This window comes from Aeromonas sp. QDB63 (assembly GCF_027707425.1).
GTDB lineage: Bacteria > Pseudomonadota > Gammaproteobacteria > Enterobacterales > Aeromonadaceae > Aeromonas > Aeromonas caviae.
In genome coordinates, this window is record NZ_JAPCIS010000001.1 from 80,582 (window position 1) to 99,159 (window position 18,578).

Genomic DNA, 18,578 nt, shown 5'->3' on the forward strand with positions numbered 1-18,578 from the left:
AGATATGACACTCTGAGCCAGAAAGGCTCAGGATCACCAAGGAAGCGCATCTCGCCCCATAATGAGGCACCAAGCTGCACCAGACTCCCTTGATGCACCAAATGAGAGCATCACCCCATGTTAGTCATCTCCAACAGCGTGATCATCCCCTGGCATGAATTGCAATTCCAGACCATGCGGGCCCAGGGCAATGGCGGGCAGCACGTCAACAAGACCGACTCCGCCGTCTGGCTGCGCTTCGATTATCGCGACTCCCCCAGCCTGCCGCCGCTCTACAAGGAGGGACTGGAGCGGCTCAGCGACAGCCGGGTTCACGACGGCTTCATCCAGATCAGGGTCGAGACCCATCGCAGCCAGGACATGAATCGCAAGGAGGCCATGAGCCGCCTGACCGAGCTGCTGAAAAAAGCCGCGTGGCGCCCCAAGGCCCGCCACGCCACCAAGCCGACCCGCAGCTCCCAACGCAAGCGGGTCGATGCCAAGAAACGCAAGGGAGAGATCAAATCCACCCGCGGCAAGCCCGTGCTGGAGTGACCTGCCACAACCCCGAGGACAAGAGAATGCAGTACAGCTTTTGTGAATGTGCCAAGGGGCCCCTGCTCATCGCCATCGATGGGGCCGGGCTGCGCCACGTGGAATTCATGCAAGGGGAGCGTCCCGTCCTGCCGCAACCGGAGTGGCAGCGGGATGATGCCGCCCTGGCCCCCTTCGTCGAGCAGTTTGCCGCCTACTTTGCCGGCCGACTGCGGCGCTTCGATCTCCCCCTGGCCGCCACGGGCACACCATTCCAGCAGGCCGTATGGCGGGCGTTGTGCGACATTCCCTACGGCGAGACCGTCAGCTACCTCCAGATTGCAGAGGCCATCGGCAACCCCAGGGCCGTGCGGGCGGTGGGCGCCGCCAACGGCCGCAATCCCCTCAGCATCATAGTGCCCTGCCACAGGGTCATAGGGCGCAGCGGTGAACTGACCGGCTACGGGGGAGGCATCCCCATCAAGCGCTGGTTGCTGGCACTGGAGCAGGAAACCGCAGACCACTTCGCGCTGACCCCATGAAAGGGCGCGCCTCCTGTCAAATGCGGGTTGCGGGTGCAGGCACCACAGACCACAGGCCACCCGCGCGGATCCTCTGACGAGCGGCATCTCCATCACATACGAGTTGCTGGTCCCAATAGCAGACCGCGTTGCACTGCTCATGACGGGCAACACCCCAATCACATGCTGGTTGCTTGCCATCTTGCAGCATGGTTACGTGATGCGTTGAGCAGGCATCGGGATAATATTCCGACGGAACCGCCCCATGGCAGGAGCATGCCCACCACCCCGATTCATCTTTCCTTTGAGCCGCACAACAAAATAAATCACTGATTATTTATTTCATTTCAGCATCAATCATTTAAAAATCACATTGCAGCAGCATTTTGAAAATGAACACAGTATGAAGAATCGCCTCAGAAGCGCTTCAGAGAGCATCAGGCATCATGGCTTCACACTTGGATGGGACGGCTCATCCCTCATTCAGGTGGCACCCATGTGACGCTTCCAATCTGTCTTTTCCCCGCGCCTCCCCAGAGGCGCTTTTTTTGCCTGCAAGCGGGTGCAAAAAAGCCCGCCGAAGCGGGCAATGACCGGAAGGTGCTGACTTCCAGGGTCTATCAGAGGGCGAGGAACAAGCCTGCCAGGGAGGCGCTCATCAGGTTTGCCAGCACCCCCGCCAGGATGGCGCGCATGCCGTAGCGGGCAATGAAGGACTTGCGCTCCGGCACCATGGCCCCCAGGCCGCCGATGAGGATCGCCATGGAAGAGATGTTGGCGAAACCGCACAGGGCGAAGGTGACGATGGCCTTGCTCGACTCGTTCAAGGTCTGATCCTGCACCAGGGCAATGAAGGCGACGAACTCGTTGATGACGATCTTGGTGCCGATCAGGGCACCGGCCGCCTGGGCCTGATCCCAGGGGACGCCGATGAGCCAGGAGACGGGGGCAAACAGCCAGCCCAGGATGATCTGGAAGCTCAGCTCCAGCCCCACCAGGTCGCCGGCCCAGCCCAGCAGGCCGTTGAGCAGGGCGATCACGCCGACGAAGGCCAGCAGGGTCGCCCCCACGGCGACGGCGATGTTGAGACCCGCCATGGCGCCATCGGCGGCCGCTTCAATGACGTTGGTAGCGCGGGGGATCTCCACGTCTTCATGGTGATCTTCCTCTTGCGCGGCGGGCGGCACCAGGATCTTGGCCATGGCAAGCCCGGCAGGGGCGGACATGAAGGCCGCCGCAATCAGGTATTTCAACTCGACCCCGATGCTGGCGTAGCCCACCAGGGTGCCGCCGGCTACCGAGGCCAGCCCGCAGCTCATCACCGCAAAGAACTGGGAATCGGACATCCTGGAGAGATAGGGTTTGACCACCAGCGGCGCTTCCACCATGCCGACGAAGATGTTGGCGGTGGCAGAGAGGCTCTCGGCGCGGCCGGTGCCCAGCAATTTCTGCAGGCCGCCGCCGAGCAGGGCGATCACTTTGGGCATCAGGCCGATGTGATAGAGGATGGCGATCAGCGCGGAGAAGAAGATGATCACCGGCAGCACGTTGAAGGCGAAGATGAAGCCCAGCTTGAACTTGGCCAGATCCCCGAACAGGAAGGCAATCCCCTCCTGGCCGTAGCCGATGACGCTGCTGACGCTCTCGCTGACACCGTTCAAGACCTGCTGACCGGCGGGCAGCCAGAGCACCAGGGCGGCGAAGAGCACTTGCAGGCAGAGGGCAAAGCCCACTGTTCGCAACGGGATACGACGACGATTATCAGAGCAGAGTGCGGCCAGGGCCAGGATGCTCAGGATACCAAGCAGGGCAATCATGGGGATTCCATCCAGTGAGGCTGAAGATGGGCGCGGATTCTGCTCCCCTCCCCTCACCGCCGCAACCCTGCCGGGTTACAACCCTGTTAGCAAAAACGTTTGCACGATATCGGTTGCGCCAACTGACTGATTTGACACAACTTTGAAACCGCACTCACGCCAGTGTTCTTGTATGGAAACGATTATTCCTCGGTGCCGGACAATTTCCCCCCGAGCCAGGGTGCGAGTCGCTGCGCCCAGTAGGGCCCGGGTCCGAAGCTCTCCTTGAGGAAGTCGATCAACAGCCGGATCTTGGGATCCAGATGCTCTCGCCTGGCATAGACGGCGTGCACCGCCATCTTCTGGTTCGGTTGCCACTGGGGCAGCAGAGGGATGAGCTGACCAGATTGCAGCTCCTTGTCCAGCAGGTAGTTGGCCACATAGGCGATGCCGAGCCCGGCCAGGGCGGCGTCCCGCACCGCTTCCGCCAGATCCACCCGATAGTTGCCCGCCACCTGCACCGTCTGGCGCTCCTTGCCCTGGCGAAATGACCACTCGTGGTAGCGCCGCTCCCGGCTCTGGTAGGTGATGCAATTGTGATGGGCCAGATCCCTGGGGTGCAGTGGCGTGCCGTGACTCAGCAGATAATCCGGCGAGGCCACCAGCACGAAACCGATGTCTGCGAGTCGCTGCCCTACCAGGGACTCGGGTTTGTCCTCGTAGGTGGTGATCCAGAGATCCAGCCCCTCATCCACCAGATTGGTGCGGTGATCGAACAGGGACACCTCCAGCTCCAGATCCGGATAACGTGCCTGAAACGCCTTGAGGCGCGGGATCACGTGCAACCGCCCGAAGGATTGACCAACCCCCAGATGGAGCACACCGCTCACCTTGCCACGGCGCTCCGCCACCATGGATTCCGCCTCCAGCGCCACCGCCACCAGAGCGCGGCAGTGGCGGGCATACTCCTGACCCAGTTCGGTGAGCCCGAAACGGCGGGTAGTGCGCTGTACCAGCTGGGCGCCGAGCGCGGTTTCCAGCAGGGCGAGCTGCTTGCTGATGTGGGATTTGGAAACCCCGAGGCGGCGCGCAGCCGCCGAGATGCCCTGTTCACGAACCAGGGCATCGAAGATCACCATTTGGGGAAGACGTTGCAGCACGGTGTCACCGGAGTGGATGGCGGGGCCGCATTATTCCAGAGCGGCCCGCCATGGGGTAGGGTCAGTGCCCCAGGGCATCGATGATCTGCTGTTTGAGAGGATCATCCGACGGATTCTGGTTGGCGCCATAGCTCGCAATCAGCTTGCCGTCCCGCCCGACCAGGTACTTGTGGAAGTTCCAGTTGGGCGCATCACCGTCGGCAGCAGCGGTCAGCCCCTTGAACAGCGGCACCGCATCCGAACCCCGCACCGCCACCCGGTTGAACATGGGGAAGGTCACCCCGTAGTCCCGGCGGCACACCTCGGCGGTTTTGTTCTCGTTGCCCGCCTCCTGCCAGAAATCGTTGGAAGGGAAGCCCAGCACCATCAGTCCCTTCTCCTTGTAGCCCTGATAGAGGGCTTCCAGATCCCGGAACTGACCGCTGTAACCGCAGTAGGAGGCGGTGTTGACCACCAGCACCACCTTGCCCTCGGTCAACTGGCAGAGGTTGTGGCGCTGGGTGCTGTTGAGCTCCCGCATCTCCACGTTGAAGTAATCGGGGCAGGCGGCAGAGACCGCACCCGAGCCGAGCATCAGCAGCAGGGTGAACCATTTCATCGACGTGACTCCCATTGTTTTGTCCATCATACGCAAGACCCCGGAATCTGGTTCAGGGATCAGTGCAGGGGGATCCCGGTCAGCCAGCCGTGTCCCCAGAAGATAAGCAGAGCCGTGAGGGCCAGCCCCGCACCCAGACTGATCCCCGTCCCCTGCCAGGTGGCGGCGGCACGGGGGTGACGACCCCACTCCCGCATCGAAATCCAGACGATGCTGATGAGAGCCCAGAGACCGAGCCCGCCAAACAGCACCAGAGAACGCGCCTCGCTGTTCACCGCCAGATGGGCCCCCGACCAGAGCAGCACCCCGAGCAGCTGGGGATGCACCAGCCAACGGCGGAAATGGTTCGCCCCCTGCCCCGCACACAGCAGGACAAGGGCGATCGGCATGATCCCCATCACCAGGGTGGGCCCCCAGACAGGCAGAAAATAGAGAGGCATGGGGCTGGCACTGCGCCAGCCTGCGAGGATGCAGCCGATGGCGACGAACACCAGCAGCGAGAAGAGCCCCTTGTAGCGGTTCTCCCCCAGCCGAGCCCGCAGACGGGCGCGGTGCTGTGCCGCAAAACAGGGGTAAAGATGAGTCAGGGTGAACAACACCACCCCCAGGGTCAGCAGGATCATGGCTCGCACCTCGCATATTGCCCCCCGGAATGGGAAGCCCTCCCTCAGGCGGGCCTTGTTTCTCGTGGCTCCCTCACTGTCGGGAGATCACTATGCCGCAAAGCCCCTTGTCAGAATACAAAAACCATATGAAAGACAGCAGGATAATAAAAAAAGCCGACCCAAGGATCGGCAAGTGCGTCAGAGGTGCCACGCCGGGCCGCTCACTCTGCTGCACGGGGCAAGGTCAGGCCGATGCACCGCATCGGCCAGGAGAGAGGGTCATTTGCGCAGCAGGTAGAGAGCCGCCACGTTGCGGGCCGTGAGCTGCAGGTTGGTGGTGGCGGTGGCCAGCGCCTCCGGCAGGGACATGGCCCGATTGACCACGGCGAACACCGCATCCAGTCCGTGCTCGTGCACCACGCCGCAGTCATCGGTGAGGCATCCGGCGATGCCGATCACCGGCTTGCCGAACTGCTTGGCACAACGAGCTACCCCGATGGGCGTCTTGCCATGGATGGTCTGGCTGTCGATGCGGCCCTCGCCGGTGATGACCAGATCCGCATCGGCCACTTCATCGGCCAATTTCAGCGCCTCGATCACGATCTGGATGCCGGGTTTGAGCTCGGCACCGAGCAGCCCCACCAGGGCTGCCCCCATGCCGCCTGCGGCCCCCGTTCCCGGGATCTCCTTCACCTGCTTGCCAAGCGCCTGCTCGATGCAGTCCGCGTAACGGGCCAGATTGGCATCCAGCTCGGCCACCATCTCGGGAGTTGCCCCCTTCTGCGGACCGAACACGGCGGACGCCCCTTTCGGGCCGCACAGCGGATTGTCCACGTCGCAGGCCACCTCGATGGTGAGTCCGCTCAGACGGGGATCCAGCCCGCTCAGGTCGATGGTGGCCAGCTCGGCCAGACCGGCACCGCCCGGCGCGATGGGGGTATCATCTGCTTTCAGGAGCTTGCCGCCGAGTGCCTGGATCATGCCGGCACCGCCGTCATTGGTGGCGCTGCCGCCGATGCCGAGGATGAGGTGGTCCACCCCCATCTCCAGCGCAGCCAGGATCAGCTCCCCGGTGCCGACACTGGAGGTGAGCCGCGGATTGCGCAGCTCGGGCGCCACCAGATGGAGGCCGGAGGCCGCCGCCATCTCGATGACGGCCCGCTTGCCATCCCCCAGCAGGCCCACGAAGCCCTGCACCCTGTTGCCGAGGGGGGCGGTCACCTCGACTGGCAGGATGCGACCACCGGTGGCATCCACCAGAGACTGCACCGTCCCCTCGCCGCCATCGGCCATGGGCAGCTTGACGTAGGTGGCATCCGGCAGCACCTGCTTGAAACCGGCCTCGATGGCATCGGCCACCGCCATGGCGCTCAGGCTCTCCTTGAATGAATCGGGGGCGATCACAATTTTCATATCAGTTCCTTAGGCGAGGCCAAACACGCCAAACATCAGGGTGGAGACAACGGCGATGGTCAGACCGACCGCGGTTTCGTAGGGGATGAGCTTGAGTCGCTCGCCGACGCCCATGTGGACGCTGCCGCCGGTGGCATGGAAGAAGGAGCCGTGGGGCATGTGGTCAAACACGGTGGCGCCGGCGTGGATCATGGCGGCCCCTGCCAGGCTGCTGATCCCCAGTTCAATCAGAGTGGCGCTGAACACGTTGGAGGCCACCACGGTCCCGGCCGTGGTCGAGGCGGTCGCCAGCGACATCAGGGCACCGGAGATGGGGGCCAGCAGATAGGAGGGCAGACCGGAGGCGGTCAGGCCGCTGATGAGCACATCTTTCAGGCCGGAGTTGGCGATGATGCCCGCCAGGGTCCCCGTCCCCAGCAGCATGATGGCCACCGGCGCCATGCGGGCCAGGCCTGAGACGGCAAACTGGTTCACCTTGGTGAACTTGCCCATCATCAGGGCCCCCACCAGGCCGCCGAGGGGCAGCGCAATGAGCGGGTCCACCACGATGCCGGCGATGGGACGCAGGGCCAGCAGCAGGATGGCGACCAGGGGCGCACTGATGGCGGCGGCAAAGCTGGGCAACTTGGCACCGTCAAAGCTCACCACCTCGTCGGCGGCCACCTTGCTGCCCTTGTTGTTGAGGCGCTTGGCGAGCCAGTAGGCCATCACCAGACCAAACAGGCCGGGAATAATGCCCGCCGCCATCACCGAGGTGAGAGGCAGGCGGAAGGCATCGGCTGCCGCAATGGCGTTGGGGTTGGGAGACATGACGTTGCCCGCCTTGCCACCGCCTATCATCGCCAACAGGATGGCCGCCTTGGAGAGATCGGCACGGCGGGCGATGGCCAGCGCAATGGGGGCGACCGTGATGACGGCCACGTCCACGAAGACGCCGACCGCGGTCAGGATCAGGGTGGCCAGCGCCAGGGCCAGCAGGGCGCGGGTTTCGCCGAGTTTCTTGACGATGGTCTCGGCGATGGTGGTGGCGGCGCCCGATTCGATGAGCACCCCGGCCAGCACACCCGCCGCCAGGATCCGCATCACCGCCGTGGTGATCCCCTGGGCGCCGCCGATCATCAAGGCAACGGTCTGGGTCAGGTCGGCGCCACCGATCAGGCCACCGGCCAGGGCACCGACAATCATGCCGTAAGCGGGGGGCACCTTCTTCAGGATGAGGAAGATGGCGATGGAGAGCGCGGCGAGCGCGCCGAGCGCGGAGACTGGGATCATGACGGGCACCTTGTTGTTGTAATGAGTGGCGCCATTATGGGGATCCCCGCCTGGAATGCTTTGGCCATAAAACCAAAAAAAAGCATTTACCGGCCTTGTGTTTTTGTTGGAAAAGACAAATCAGCTATCGAGACTGAGCCCGAGATAGAGCAGAAACTTGTCATCTAACTTGTTGAAATTCAAGCCGGTTATCTGCTCTATCCGGGTCAGTCGATAACGCAGGGTGTTGGGGTGAATGAACAGGGCTTCGGCACAGGGATGCAGATCACAATCCTGCAAGAAATATTGGCGCAGCGTCTTTTGCAGCGTTCCCTTTGTGTCCTCCTGCGCCAGCTTTTGCAGCGGAGCCCGTAGCTGATCCGCCTGCCAGGAGTCCGCCAGGGTGCCGAGCAGCACTGAAAGCCGGTAATCCTCGAAGAAATAGACCTGCTTGCGGGGCGACTGGCGCATGCCACGGTGCAAGGTGTCTCGCGCCGTCTGGTAGGAGAGCGCCAGCCCGGGGATGCCGGCGAAGTAATCACCCACACCGATGCGAACCTTGAAATGGGGAATACGGGAGAGCAGCTGCCGGATCCGGCTGCGCTCCTGCGCCGACTGCCAGACGCCGTCGCTGAGCTGGGCGGGTTTGAGCACCACTATCTCGTCCAGGCCGTTGATGGCCACCAGGTTGTCCCGCTCCGGGTTTTCCAGCAGGTGAACCAGCTCCCTCACCTGGGCAGGCTCGGCCTCCTCCAGCGCCAGCACGGCCACCACCCGGGGCTGGGCGAGATCCAGCTCGAGGAAGCGGGCCACCTGTTGCAGTTGATCGGCCCGCCCTTCGCCGCGAATGAGCTGCAACACCAGCTCCTCCTTGTGGCGCTTGTCCCACTGCAACTGCTCGGTGAGTGCCGCCTGTTCCAGGATGAGCTCGGCGGTCATACGCACCAGCTCGGCGTAAGCACGCACGATGTCCGGATCCCCCGAGATGCCGATGACGCCGAGCAGCTCCCCCTGATAGGCGATGGGCAGGTTGATGCCGGGCCTCACCCCCTTGAGCTCCCGGGCGGTGGCCTCGCTTATCTCCACCACCCGGTTCTCGGTCAGGGCCAGCACGGCCCCCTCGTGGCGCTGGTGCAGCCGCTCCGGATTGCCGGACGCAATGATGAGTCCCCGCTCATCCATGACGTTGACCGAGAACGAGAGGATCTTCATCGCCCGGCTGACTATCTGATGCGCGAGCGCGTCGTTGAGCTGCATTGCCTCTCCATACCATTCGTTGACAGGGTCCCCGGCGTGCGCCATCACCGGGATCACCCGTTAAAGATCCCACATCATCAAGACAAGCGCGGGGGGGATCGCTAGAATAGGCCACTTTACGCTATCAGTGCCCCACCATGGATCAAGGATCCGGCATCATGCCGCTTTGCGCCGTGGTGGTTTCACCCTCCGATATGGACTCCGCTATGGATTATGAATTTCGCCGCGACCCGTTCGGTGGCTATCGCGCCCGGTTCTCCATGGGCCATGAAGCCATCGGCCAGTGGTTGATCGACGAGGTGGGCAAGGACGAGGAGAAGCTCGACGAGCTGTTCGCCATCATCGACCAGCTCTCCAGCCGGGCCCGCACCGAATACCGGCTGCTGGGGGGCGACTACTCCCTGCTGCTGACCCACGAGGAAGCCGAGGTGAAGGCCAATGTCCTCAATATCGAGCAGGACGAGGATCTCGACGATCTCGCCTACTACGATGATGAACAGCTGGCCATGTGCGGGCTGGAAGATTTTGCCCAGGTACTCGGCTCCTGGCGCGCCTTTATCCGCAACGAGGATATGGGCTGATTACCCCCATTCGGGCGAGCATGCCCCTTGCAACCCAACAGGATTGACTATGTCCATTTACGATTTTGATGACGAACTGCCGGAAGACGAGCTGGATCAACCGAAGAAACCCGCACAGCCCAAGAAGAAGGGCAAGCAGGTGCTGAACACCCAGGTCAACCTGAGCCCGCGCGATGCCAGCCGCCTGAACGGCATGCACGTCGAGGCCATCACCACTCTGGATGACGTCAGTCTGCCGAAGAACGTCATCTTCAAGGCCGGTCTCATCGCCCTGGGCGAGCTGGAAGCCAGCAAACGCGCCGACATCATCGCCCGAGTCATCGCCGAGTCCGGTCGCTGATACGGGAAGGCCATCGCCTCTCTCGGTGGCATCTTGCCGCCGCTCAAGCCGGAGCCCAGCTCCGGCTTTTCATTGCGCGTCTTCTGCCGGCCAGTCCCTTTTCCTTGAACCAGACCATGGGGATCGTTAAGGTGCGCCCTTCATTCGTACAAGGAGACTCGATGTTACCACTCCCCGATATCCTCATCTGGCTCGTCCTGGGGCTCGCCGTACTCTGCTGCCTCGCCCGCCGAACCAGGTCCGGCATGCTCCTGTTGGGACTAGCCCTGCCCACCGCCCTCTGGCTTGAGCGACTCGCGCCCCTCGCCGCTCTTGTCAGCCTCGCCGGTCTGCTGCTGGCCTGGCGTACCCCCACCCTGCCCCCACCCTGGCGCGGCGTCGCACTGACGCTGGTCCTGCTGTGGTCCCTCGCCCTGACGCTGCATCTGGTGCCCGGCTTTGACAATCTCAGGGTGCTCGACAAGGTACAGGCGGGCCCGGCCAGCGTGCCCTTCACCCTCTACCTCAATCTGGACAAGCCGCTCATTTTCTTCGCCCTGCTGCTGGCCATCCCCGGCCTGCTCGGCCCGGGTGGAACGATGCGCTGGCGGCCGCTGGCCCTGCTCATCCTGCCGCTCGCGGCCCTGCTCATCACCGCCTGGCAACTGGGCGCCCTCAAACCCGAAGCGGGACTGCCCCACTGGTGGTGGCTGTTCGCATTCAACAACCTGCTGTTCACCTGTGTGGCGGAAGAAGCGCTGTTCCGGGGATGCATCCAGCAAGGGGTGGCAAGCCGAAGCACGCCCTGGGCAGGTCTCCTGGTCGCCAGCCTGCTGTTCGGCGCAGCCCATCTTGCCGGTGGCCCGTTGCTGGTGTTGTTCGCCGCGCTGGCGGGGGCCTGCTATGGCCTGGCGTTCCAGCTGAGCGGGCGCCTCAGTGTCGCCATCCTGCTCCACTTCCTGTTCAACTTCGCCCACCTGGCCCTGTTTACCTATCCCCTGGCCAGCCACTGACGTCGAGCACAGGTTCACCGGGCAAAAAAATGCCCCGCCCCCGTAGGGGCAGGGCATCTGCATTCACCCTGCAATCTAGTCGACGTAGAAGGTCTGCTGGAAGGTCAGCGTCTGCTGCAGCCCCTCCCCCATGATCTTCAGGGTGAACTGGTAGGTGTCCTCATTGCGATAGGGCAGCACTGCCAGGTAATAGATGGCATTCCCCTCTTTCACCTCCTGAAAATTCAGGGGGCGAAGGGTGCCGGTCAGATTGCGGGCTTCGCCGCTGATCCCCACCGCCTGTGCCACCCCCTGCTTGTTCTGCACCGCGATATTGACGATGCCGTTATAGCGGCTGCGCTCCAGGCCATAGGTCCTGGCTACCTCGGGGGTGAGGAAGCTGGAGTTGAACGCGCTGTAGTGCACTTTCCAGGGGCCCAGCTCCTGCATCTGCTCAGCCCGCAGCGGCAGCGTCATCAGGAGTGCCAGCAGGCAACTCATCCAGGCTGTTTTCATGATGTCATCCCTCTCGTATCAACCCTGATTATCGAGCAGAGCGGCAATCTCGGCGGGGATCTGCTTTGGCGCGTCGATGGCGACCGTCTTGTGCCGACCCAGCTCCCCCCGCAGGATGCGAACCTGCCCCTTGGCCACCTTGCACTGCTTGGCCAGGTACTTGATCAGGTGACTGTTGGCCTGACCATCCACCGGCGGTGCCGTGATGGCCACTTTCAACTCGTCACCGTGCAATCCGATGATCTGATCCCGGCTCGCCTTGGGCTGGATGATCAGATGCAACACCAGCTCGTCCCCTTCCAGCAGGACGGCGGGCATCAGATCATCCACCACAACTGGCCGAACAGATCCCCCATCAGGTAGTTGATGGCCTGCAGCGCGATGAAGGCGACCAGCACGGAGAGATCCAGCCCGCCCAGTGCAGGCAGGATGCGGCGAATGGGGGCCAGGAAGGGTTCAGTGAGCTGGTGCATCACGTATTCAATGGGGTTGCGACCCTGGCTGACCCAGCTCAGGATGGCGCGGATCAGCAGGATCCAGAAGATCATGGAACCCGCCTTCTTCAACACGGTGAGCGTCGCAAACAGACAGAGAGTGAGCCAGTCCGCCTGCAGCACATTCATGCTCTTGAGCAGGACCAACTTGCCAAAGGCGATCAGCAGCGCCAGCAGCACAGAGGCCATGTCCAGCCCGCCAAAACCCGGGATGACGCGGCGCAGGGGCACCACCAGCGGGTTGGTCAGCTTGACCACCATCTGGCTCATGGGGTTGTAGAAGTCGGCCCGCGCCCACTGCAGCCAGACCCGCAGCAGCACCACCATGAGGTAGAGATCAAAGACAGTGTTAATCAAAAAGTAAGCCGTGTTCATCCGGGCTCCTTGCTAAAAGGGATTCAGAAAAGGGTTTCCATTTCGCCGGCCCGGGTAACGGCCGCCTGCATGGCTCTTGCGGTCAGCGGCATCAGCCCCTGCTCCTGGAATGTCTTGACGGCCTCGGCCGTGGTCCCGCCCTTGCTGGTCACCTGCTCGCGCAGGGTCTGCAGCGACAGATCGGGATTCTGCTCCACCATGGCGGCCGCCCCCAGGGCGGTTTGCTGCACCAGCAGGCGGGCCTGCTCTGGCGTAAAGCCCATGGCCTCGGCCTCCTCGGCAATCGCTTGCATGAACAGGAAGAAGTAGGCCGGGGCACTGCCCGCCGCCGCGATGACGCCGTTGATACTGGCCTCCTCATCCACCCAGAGGGTCTTGCCCACGGATTGCATCATCTGTTCGGCCACCGCCCTATCGGCCTGCCCGATGGCGGGCGGTGCATAGAGCCCGGTCATCCCCAGCCCCAGCAAGGAGGGGGTGTTGGGCATGGTGCGAATGATGCGATCGTGACCGCCTGCCATCTCCTGCAAGCGCGCGACGCGAATGCCGGCAGCGATGGAGATGAGCAACTTGCCATCCAGCGAGCCAAGCTCGGCCACCAGCGCCGTCAGCATGCCCGCCATCAGCTGGGGCTTGACCGCCAGTACGATCACCTCAGCCTCCCGGGCCGCCTCGGCGTTGTCCTGGGTGATACGGATGCCGAACTGGCTGGCCAGTTCGTCCAGCTTGGGGCGACTGGGATTGGCGGCGATGATACGCTCTGCCGGGTAACCCGCCTGGATGAGGCCGGCAATGATACTGCGGCTCATGTTGCCTGCCCCGATGAAGGCGAGGGTTCTCTGCTGCATCAAACACTCCTGTTACTGACATCGCAGCGGATGCCGACCCAACCTGTGCGGGCTGACAGCATCACACGCGCCTGTTTACCTGAAAAAAAAGCACGACCGGGGGTGTTTCTCGCCCCGGCTCTTGCTCATGAATAGTCGCGGGCCCCGAAGATGGCGGTCCCGACCCGCACCATGGTACTGCCATGGGCAATGGCCGGCTCGAGATCCTCGGTCATCCCCATCGAAAGGGTGTCGACGCTCGGGTATTGTTGCGCAAGCTCGGTGAACAGAGCCTGCATGCGCGCCATCTGGGCCGCGAGCACCCCCTCGTCGCGGGTATGCTCGGGGATGGCCATCAGGCCGCGCAACCGCAGCCGCTCGCTCTGGGCCACCAGGGAGGCCAGGCGGAAAATCTCTTGCTCCGACGTACCGGATTTGCTGCTCTCTCCGCTAATATTGATTTGCAGACAGATATTTAGCGGCGCGAGCCCACTCGGTCTCTGGTTGTTGAGGCGTTCGATGAGCTTGTCGCGATCGACACTTTGAACCCAGTCGAACCGCTCCGCCACCAGCTTGGACTTGTTCGATTGCAGCGGGCCGATAAAGTGCCACTCTATTTCTGTACAGGCGTTCTGCTCGCGCAAGGCATCAATCTTGAGCGCGGCCTCCTGGGCGTAGGATTCGCCAAAGCGCCGCTGACCGGCGGCATAGGCAGCCTGAATGTCCCACAGCGGCTTGGTTTTGCTGACAGCAAGCAACTGGATGTGATCTGGGCTGCGGCCAACACGCCGGGCAGCCTCTACAATACGTTCCTTTACCTGAAGCAGGTGCTGGGCAATCTGGCTCATATTTCGTTCGTAATCTTGTGATGGGAGAATAACAAATCTATGGATATCACAGAGTTATTGGCATTCAGTGTAAAGCATAAGGCCTCGGATCTACACCTCTCGGCCGGGGTCCCCCCGATGATCAGGGTTGATGGGGAGGTTCGCAAGATCAATTTGCCCGCCCTGGATCACCGGGAAGTCCATGCTCTCATTTACGACATCATGAATGACCACCAGCGCAAGGAGCTGGAGGAGAACTTCGAGGTGGACTTCTCCTTCGAAGTACCCGGCATGGCACGCTTTCGGGTCAATGCCTTCCAGCAGGCGCGCGGCTCGGGCGCCGTGTTTCGTACCATCCCGAGCACCGTTCTGACCCTGGACGATCTGGGGGCGCCGGAGATATTTCGCAAGATAGCGGAGTACCCTCGCGGCCTGGTGCTGGTGACTGGGCCCACCGGCTCGGGCAAATCCACCACCCTGGCCGCCATGGTCGATTACATCAATGACAACTTCCACCACCACATCCTCACCATCGAGGACCCCATTGAATTCGTGCACGAGAACAAGCGCTGCTTGGTGAACCAGCGGGAAGTACACCGCGACACCAAGAGCTTCAGCAACGCCCTGCGCTCGGCCCTGCGGGAAGACCCGGATATCATCCTGGTAGGTGAAATGCGGGACCTCGAAACCATCCGTCTCGCCATGACCGCCGCTGAAACCGGTCACCTGGTGTTTGGCACCCTGCACACCTCCTCGGCCGCCAAGACCATCGACCGTATCATCGACGTCTTCCCCGGCTCGGAGAAGGACATGGTGCGCTCCATGCTCTCCGAATCCCTGCGGGCGGTCATCTCCCAGACCCTGCTCAAGCGTATCGGTGGCGGCCGGGTGGCGGCCCACGAGATCATGCTGGGGATCCCGGCGGTGCGAAACCTCATCCGGGAAGACAAGGTGGCCCAGCTCTATTCCGTCATCCAGACCGGGATGACCCACGGCATGCAGACCATGGACCAGAGCCTCAAGCAGCTGGTCAACCGGGGGGTCGTCGCCTCCCTTGATGCCAAGGCCAAGGCGGTCGATCCCAATACCATTTAAGCTCGCACACCCAAGGAGTCGCCATGAACATGGATGTTCTGCTCGCCGCACTGGTTGAACAAAAGGGCTCGGATCTCTTCATCACGGTCGATGCTCCCCCGACCCTCAAGGTCAACGGGCGTCTGGTGTCGCTCGGACCAGTCCCCCTCGACAATACGACGGCGCTGGCGTTGATCAGGGAGAGCCTGGACGAGACCCACTTCGAGCGTTTCCTGCACACCCGCGAGGCCAACTACGCCATCCAGCGAGGCTCGCTGGGGCGCTTTCGGGTCAGCGCCTTCTGGCAACAGGATATGCCGGGCATGGTGCTGCGCCGCATCGAGACCCGCATCCCCACCTTTGACGAGCTGGTGCTGCCTCCCATCCTGCAGGAGGTCGCCATGGCCAAACGCGGGCTGGTGCTCTTCGTCGGCGCCACCGGTGCCGGCAAGTCCACCACCCAGGCGGCCATGATCGGCTTTCGCAACCAGCACGGTGACGGCCACATCCTGACGGTGGAGGATCCGGTGGAGTTCGTCCATCAGCACGATCGCTGTCTGGTGACCCAGCGGGAGGTGGGGATCGACACCGCATCCTTCGATGTCGCCCTCAAAAACTCCCTGCGCCAGGCCCCGGATGTCATCCTCATCGGTGAAATCCGCTCCCAGGAGACCATGGAGTTCGCCATCCAGTTCGCCGAGACGGGGCACCTCTGCCTCGCCACCTTGCACGCCAACAATGCCAACCAGGCGCTGGATCGCATCCTGCATCTGGTCCCCCAGGAGAAGCACCGCCAGTTCCTGTTCGATCTCTCCTTCAACCTGCGCGCCATCGTCGCCCAGCAGCTGCTCCCCTCCGCTCATGGGCAGCGCCGGGTCGCCGCCTTCGAGATCCTGCTCAACACCCCGCTCGTCACCGACATCATCCGCAAGGGAGAGATGCACAGACTCAAGGAGGTGATGACCAAATCCGGCGAGCTCGGCATGCAGACCTTCGATCAGGCGCTGTTCACCCTGTTCTGCGCCGGCCAAATTGGCTACAGTGAGGCCCTTGCCCATGCCGACTCCGCCAACGACCTGCGACTGCTCATCAAGCTGTCGGGTCGCGAGCAGCTGGGCGCAGGCACTCTCGACAACGTGACCCTGGATGATTGAGGGGCGTGCGTCATCGCTAGTAAAGGACAGTTATGCTGATTGTGGTTTCCCCGGCCAAGACGCTGGATTACGAGTCACCCCTGGTGACCTCCCATTTCACCCAACCCGAACTGCTGGACCACTCCGCAGCACTGATCACCCGGGCTCGTCAACTGAGCCCGGACCAGATCGCCAGCCTGATGAAGATCAGCGACAAGCTCGCCGGCCTCAACGCCGCCCGCTTTGCCGAGTGGCAGCCTGACTTCACGCCGGCCAACGCCCGCCAGGCGCTGCTGGCCTTCAAGGGGGACGTCTACACCGGTCTGGCCGTAGAAGATTTCAGCGAGGCCGACCTCGACTTCGCCCAGGCCCACCTGCGCATGCTCTCCGGCCTTTATGGCGTGCTGCGGCCGCTTGACCTCATGATGCCCTACCGCCTGGAGATGGGGATCCGCCTCGACAACCCGCGCGGCAAGGACCTCTACCAGTTCTGGGGCGACATCATCACTGCGCACCTGAACAAGGCGCTGGCGGCCCAGGGGGACGACGTGCTGATCAACCTCGCCTCCGACGAGTATTTCAAGTCGGTGCGCCCGAAAGCCCTGCAGGGGCGCATCATCACACCGGTGTTCAAGGACGAGAAGAACGGCCAGTTCAAGATCATCAGCTTCTACGCCAAGAAGGCCCGCGGCATGATGGCACGCCACATCATCAAGCATCGGCTCACCCGGGTGGAACAGCTGACCGGTTTCAATGCCGACGGCTACTACTTCGTACCGGAAGAGTCCGACGCCAATACCCTGATGTTCAAGCGCGCTGAAAATTAATTACACATTCAAGGGAACCAAGTCGGAGATCCTCGGGTCTGACTCTGTGAATCCTCTGTTGTAAGCACTTTTTGTTGGCCGACGTCCTTGCGTCGGCTTTTTTCTGCGCCTCTCTCAGGCCACTCCCCCAGGCAGCAGACAGCAAAACGGCCATCCTGGGATGGCCGTTTCAACTGTGCTCGGGGGCATTACTTCTTTTTCTTCTTTGCCGACTTCTTGGCATCCTTCGGTTTTTTCTTCTTCACCGGCACCCGCGCTTCCTTGTGTCTGGGGCGCAGCTCATCGATCACCCGGCGCTTGAGGCGCTCCTCTGTGTAGCGTTCGATCTTGGCGACCATGGCCATGTCGTGAGCTTCCACCAGGCTGATGGCGCAGCCACGGTTGCCGGCTCGACCGGTACGACCGATCCGGTGCACATAGACATCCGCGCCGTAGGGCATGTCGTAGTTGATGACATGGCTGACGTTCGGCAGGTCGATACCGCGGGCGGCCACGTCGGTGGCGATGAGGAAGGGCACCTCCCCTTCGTGGAACTTGCGGATAGACTCGATGCGCTTGGCCTGCTCCATCTCGCCACGGATCCAGGCGCAGGGCACGCCTGCCGCCTGCAACTGGCCGGAAAGCTCCGCCAGTCGCTCACGGGTCTTGACGAAGATGATGGCCTTCTGGGTCTCCGGGTTTTTCAGGATGTGCACCAGCAGAGCCAGCTTGTGGGCGGCATCATCGGCCAGGTGGATCCACTGGGTGATGGGGCGGCGCTCGCTGCGGGGCGGCTCGGCGTGCAGCTCAACCGGGTCTTTGAGGATCTCGCTCGCAAACTTCTCGAGGCCGGCCCCTTCCAGCGTGGCGGAGAAGAGCATGGTGTGCTTGCGGTAGCGCGCCTCTTCCACGATGCGGTTCACGTCCTTGATGAAGCCCATGTCCAGCATCCGGTCCGCTTCATCCAGCACCAGCACCTCGATGTCGTGGCTCTCGAACTCCTCTTTCTCGATGTACTCGAGCAGACGGCCAGGGGTGGCCACCACGATGTCGGTGGTCTTGGTCAGGGCAGGCAGCTGCTCTTCATGGCTGACACCACCGATGATGGTCTCGATGCTGAGATGGGTGTGCACCGCCAGGGCCTTGGCGTGAGCACTCACCTGCAGCGCGAGCTCGCGGGTCGGAGTCAGGATCAGCATGCGGCACGGACCCGGCTTGCGACGCGGGAAGTCCAGCAGGTGCTGCATCGCGGGCAGCAGGAAGGCGGCGGTCTTGCCGGTTCCGGTCGGCGCAGAAGCCAGAATATCGCGGCCGTCCAGGGCTGGCTCCAGCACCATCTGCTGGATGGTGGTGGGGCGGGTGAATCCCATCTCGGCCAAGGCCCGACTGAGGGCTGGATTCAGGTCGAAATCATCAAAGGACTGGCTCATGGCAATACTCGGTCATTAAGGAAGCGGCAGATTATAGGCGATTATGCCGCCGGCTCCTATGGTGACTGTGGCTTAGCCGCTATAATCGCC

21 protein-coding genes are annotated in these 18,578 nt (G+C 62.6%); 8 read left to right on the forward strand and 13 right to left on the reverse strand.

Features of this window, described 5'->3' with window-relative positions; genetic code table 11:
- The first annotated feature begins 117 nt into the window (after positions 1–117).
- Together arfB and PG879_RS00420 are read left to right on the forward strand one after the other, a co-directional pair.
- Positions 118–534 carry an alternative ribosome rescue aminoacyl-tRNA hydrolase ArfB gene (arfB, locus tag PG879_RS00415; protein ID WP_010673067.1) on the forward strand — a complete coding sequence of 139 codons (417 nt, stop codon included), beginning with the start codon at positions 118–120 and terminating at the stop codon, positions 532–534.
- A 26-nt stretch (positions 535–560) separates the two neighbouring features.
- Positions 561–1,055, forward strand: coding sequence for a methylated-DNA--[protein]-cysteine S-methyltransferase (locus PG879_RS00420; RefSeq protein ID WP_124813111.1), 495 nt, complete (start codon positions 561–563; stop codon positions 1,053–1,055).
- A 599-nt stretch (positions 1,056–1,654) separates the two neighbouring features.
- Here PG879_RS00420 and PG879_RS00425 read toward each other — a convergent pair.
- From PG879_RS00425 to PG879_RS00455, 7 genes are all read right to left on the reverse strand, one after another.
- Positions 1,655–2,851, reverse strand: a complete 1,197-nt coding sequence (locus tag PG879_RS00425; RefSeq protein WP_041214468.1) for a NupC/NupG family nucleoside CNT transporter — start codon at positions 2,849–2,851, stop codon at positions 1,655–1,657.
- Positions 2,852–3,033: 182 nt separating this feature from the next.
- The gene (locus tag PG879_RS00430) at positions 3,034–3,969 is read right to left on the reverse strand and encodes a LysR family transcriptional regulator (RefSeq protein ID WP_270829611.1); all 936 of its coding nucleotides are present in this window, start codon (positions 3,967–3,969) and stop codon (positions 3,034–3,036) included.
- Positions 3,970–4,051: 82 nt separating this feature from the next.
- Positions 4,052–4,588 carry a glutathione peroxidase gene (locus PG879_RS00435; protein ID WP_103857976.1) on the reverse strand — a complete coding sequence of 179 codons (537 nt, stop codon included), beginning with the start codon at positions 4,586–4,588 and terminating at the stop codon, positions 4,052–4,054.
- 59 nt (positions 4,589–4,647) lie between these two features.
- Positions 4,648–5,211 (reverse strand): NnrU family protein, encoded by a 564-nt coding sequence (locus PG879_RS00440; protein WP_103857977.1) that lies wholly within the window; start codon positions 5,209–5,211, stop codon positions 4,648–4,650.
- Positions 5,212–5,472: 261 nt separating this feature from the next.
- Positions 5,473–6,606, reverse strand: coding sequence for a glycerate kinase (locus PG879_RS00445; RefSeq protein ID WP_104455232.1), 1,134 nt, complete (start codon positions 6,604–6,606; stop codon positions 5,473–5,475).
- Between the two features lie 9 nt (positions 6,607–6,615).
- Positions 6,616–7,878, reverse strand: coding sequence for a GntP family permease (locus PG879_RS00450; protein ID WP_270829594.1), 1,263 nt, complete (start codon positions 7,876–7,878; stop codon positions 6,616–6,618).
- A 120-nt stretch (positions 7,879–7,998) separates the two neighbouring features.
- Positions 7,999–9,114, reverse strand: a complete 1,116-nt coding sequence (locus PG879_RS00455; protein ID WP_270829595.1) for a sugar diacid recognition domain-containing protein — start codon at positions 9,112–9,114, stop codon at positions 7,999–8,001.
- Positions 9,115–9,320: 206 nt separating this feature from the next.
- On the opposite strand from PG879_RS00455, the gene PG879_RS00460 reads away from it, so the two are divergent.
- The 3 genes from PG879_RS00460 (at position 9,321) to PG879_RS00470 (ending at position 11,027) form a co-directional block, all read left to right on the forward strand.
- Positions 9,321–9,695, forward strand: a complete 375-nt coding sequence (locus PG879_RS00460; RefSeq protein ID WP_039039964.1) for a YacL family protein — start codon at positions 9,321–9,323, stop codon at positions 9,693–9,695.
- Between the two features lie 49 nt (positions 9,696–9,744).
- Positions 9,745–10,035, forward strand: coding sequence for a hypothetical protein (locus tag PG879_RS00465; protein WP_039039963.1), 291 nt, complete (start codon positions 9,745–9,747; stop codon positions 10,033–10,035).
- Between the two features lie 161 nt (positions 10,036–10,196).
- Positions 10,197–11,027 carry a CPBP family intramembrane glutamic endopeptidase gene (locus tag PG879_RS00470; protein WP_270829596.1) on the forward strand — a complete coding sequence of 277 codons (831 nt, stop codon included), beginning with the start codon at positions 10,197–10,199 and terminating at the stop codon, positions 11,025–11,027.
- 75 nt (positions 11,028–11,102) lie between these two features.
- On the opposite strand, the gene PG879_RS00475 is transcribed toward PG879_RS00470, so the two are convergent.
- From PG879_RS00475 to PG879_RS00495, 5 genes are all read right to left on the reverse strand, one after another.
- Positions 11,103–11,522 carry a DUF4426 domain-containing protein gene (locus tag PG879_RS00475; RefSeq protein WP_043153031.1) on the reverse strand — a complete coding sequence of 140 codons (420 nt, stop codon included), beginning with the start codon at positions 11,520–11,522 and terminating at the stop codon, positions 11,103–11,105.
- A gap of 18 nt (positions 11,523–11,540) precedes the next feature.
- On the reverse strand, positions 11,541–11,840 hold the full coding sequence (gene yggU, locus PG879_RS00480; RefSeq protein WP_043153029.1) for a DUF167 family protein YggU: 300 nt from the start codon (positions 11,838–11,840) through the stop codon (positions 11,541–11,543).
- Positions 11,840–12,391 (reverse strand): YggT family protein, encoded by a 552-nt coding sequence (locus PG879_RS00485; RefSeq protein ID WP_010673053.1) that lies wholly within the window; start codon positions 12,389–12,391, stop codon positions 11,840–11,842. The genes yggU and PG879_RS00485 overlap by 1 nt, the downstream gene beginning before the upstream one ends.
- A 23-nt stretch (positions 12,392–12,414) precedes the next feature.
- The gene (gene proC, locus PG879_RS00490) at positions 12,415–13,239 is read right to left on the reverse strand and encodes a pyrroline-5-carboxylate reductase (protein WP_270829599.1); all 825 of its coding nucleotides are present in this window, start codon (positions 13,237–13,239) and stop codon (positions 12,415–12,417) included.
- Positions 13,240–13,364: 125 nt separating this feature from the next.
- The gene (locus PG879_RS00495) at positions 13,365–14,066 is read right to left on the reverse strand and encodes a YggS family pyridoxal phosphate-dependent enzyme (protein ID WP_203764125.1); all 702 of its coding nucleotides are present in this window, start codon (positions 14,064–14,066) and stop codon (positions 13,365–13,367) included.
- Positions 14,067–14,105: 39 nt separating this feature from the next.
- On the opposite strand from PG879_RS00495, the gene tapT reads away from it, so the two are divergent.
- The 3 genes from tapT to yaaA are packed head-to-tail and all read left to right on the forward strand — an operon-like array spanning position 14,106 to position 17,079.
- Positions 14,106–15,140: a type IVa pilus ATPase TapT gene (gene tapT / locus PG879_RS00500; RefSeq protein ID WP_010673050.1), complete on the forward strand. Its 1,035-nt coding sequence runs from the start codon at positions 14,106–14,108 to the stop codon at positions 15,138–15,140.
- A gap of 23 nt (positions 15,141–15,163) precedes the next feature.
- On the forward strand, positions 15,164–16,273 hold the full coding sequence (locus PG879_RS00505; protein WP_201926733.1) for a PilT/PilU family type 4a pilus ATPase: 1,110 nt from the start codon (positions 15,164–15,166) through the stop codon (positions 16,271–16,273).
- Positions 16,274–16,305: 32 nt separating this feature from the next.
- Positions 16,306–17,079: a peroxide stress protein YaaA gene (gene yaaA / locus PG879_RS00510; protein WP_201926731.1), complete on the forward strand. Its 774-nt coding sequence runs from the start codon at positions 16,306–16,308 to the stop codon at positions 17,077–17,079.
- Between the two features lie 188 nt (positions 17,080–17,267).
- Here yaaA and srmB read toward each other — a convergent pair whose 3' ends face one another.
- A complete protein-coding gene (srmB, locus tag PG879_RS00515) occupies positions 17,268–18,488 on the reverse strand; it encodes an ATP-dependent RNA helicase SrmB (RefSeq protein WP_041210934.1) in 1,221 nt (406 codons plus the stop codon).
- Between the last annotated feature and the right edge of the window lie 90 nt (positions 18,489–18,578).

Coding starts and splice junctions, on each gene's coding strand:
- PG879_RS00445 (WP_104455232.1), bottom strand. CDS start 6,606: ATGAAAATTGTGATCGCCCCCGATTCATTCAAGGAGAGCCTGAGCGCC.
- PG879_RS00425 (WP_041214468.1), bottom strand. CDS start 2,851: ATGATTGCCCTGCTTGGTATCCTGAGCATCCTGGCCCTGGCCGCACTC.
- PG879_RS00460 (WP_039039964.1), top strand. CDS start 9,321: ATGGATTATGAATTTCGCCGCGACCCGTTCGGTGGCTATCGCGCCCGG.
- PG879_RS00440 (WP_103857977.1), bottom strand. CDS start 5,211: ATGATCCTGCTGACCCTGGGGGTGGTGTTGTTCACCCTGACTCATCTT.
- PG879_RS00470 (WP_270829596.1), top strand. CDS start 10,197: ATGTTACCACTCCCCGATATCCTCATCTGGCTCGTCCTGGGGCTCGCC.
- yggU (WP_043153029.1), bottom strand. CDS start 11,840: ATGCCCGCCGTCCTGCTGGAAGGGGACGAGCTGGTGTTGCATCTGATC.
- PG879_RS00420 (WP_124813111.1), top strand. CDS start 561: ATGCAGTACAGCTTTTGTGAATGTGCCAAGGGGCCCCTGCTCATCGCC.
- PG879_RS00430 (WP_270829611.1), bottom strand. CDS start 3,969: ATGGTGATCTTCGATGCCCTGGTTCGTGAACAGGGCATCTCGGCGGCT.
- PG879_RS00455 (WP_270829595.1), bottom strand. CDS start 9,114: ATGCAGCTCAACGACGCGCTCGCGCATCAGATAGTCAGCCGGGCGATG.
- PG879_RS00475 (WP_043153031.1), bottom strand. CDS start 11,522: ATGAAAACAGCCTGGATGAGTTGCCTGCTGGCACTCCTGATGACGCTG.
- proC (WP_270829599.1), bottom strand. CDS start 13,239: ATGCAGCAGAGAACCCTCGCCTTCATCGGGGCAGGCAACATGAGCCGC.
- yaaA (WP_201926731.1), top strand. CDS start 16,306: ATGCTGATTGTGGTTTCCCCGGCCAAGACGCTGGATTACGAGTCACCC.
- PG879_RS00505 (WP_201926733.1), top strand. CDS start 15,164: ATGAACATGGATGTTCTGCTCGCCGCACTGGTTGAACAAAAGGGCTCG.
- PG879_RS00485 (WP_010673053.1), bottom strand. CDS start 12,391: ATGAACACGGCTTACTTTTTGATTAACACTGTCTTTGATCTCTACCTC.
- PG879_RS00495 (WP_203764125.1), bottom strand. CDS start 14,066: ATGAGCCAGATTGCCCAGCACCTGCTTCAGGTAAAGGAACGTATTGTA.
- arfB (WP_010673067.1), top strand. CDS start 118: ATGTTAGTCATCTCCAACAGCGTGATCATCCCCTGGCATGAATTGCAA.
- PG879_RS00450 (WP_270829594.1), bottom strand. CDS start 7,878: ATGATCCCAGTCTCCGCGCTCGGCGCGCTCGCCGCGCTCTCCATCGCC.
- PG879_RS00465 (WP_039039963.1), top strand. CDS start 9,745: ATGTCCATTTACGATTTTGATGACGAACTGCCGGAAGACGAGCTGGAT.
- PG879_RS00435 (WP_103857976.1), bottom strand. CDS start 4,588: ATGAAATGGTTCACCCTGCTGCTGATGCTCGGCTCGGGTGCGGTCTCT.
- tapT (WP_010673050.1), top strand. CDS start 14,106: ATGGATATCACAGAGTTATTGGCATTCAGTGTAAAGCATAAGGCCTCG.
- srmB (WP_041210934.1), bottom strand. CDS start 18,488: ATGAGCCAGTCCTTTGATGATTTCGACCTGAATCCAGCCCTCAGTCGG.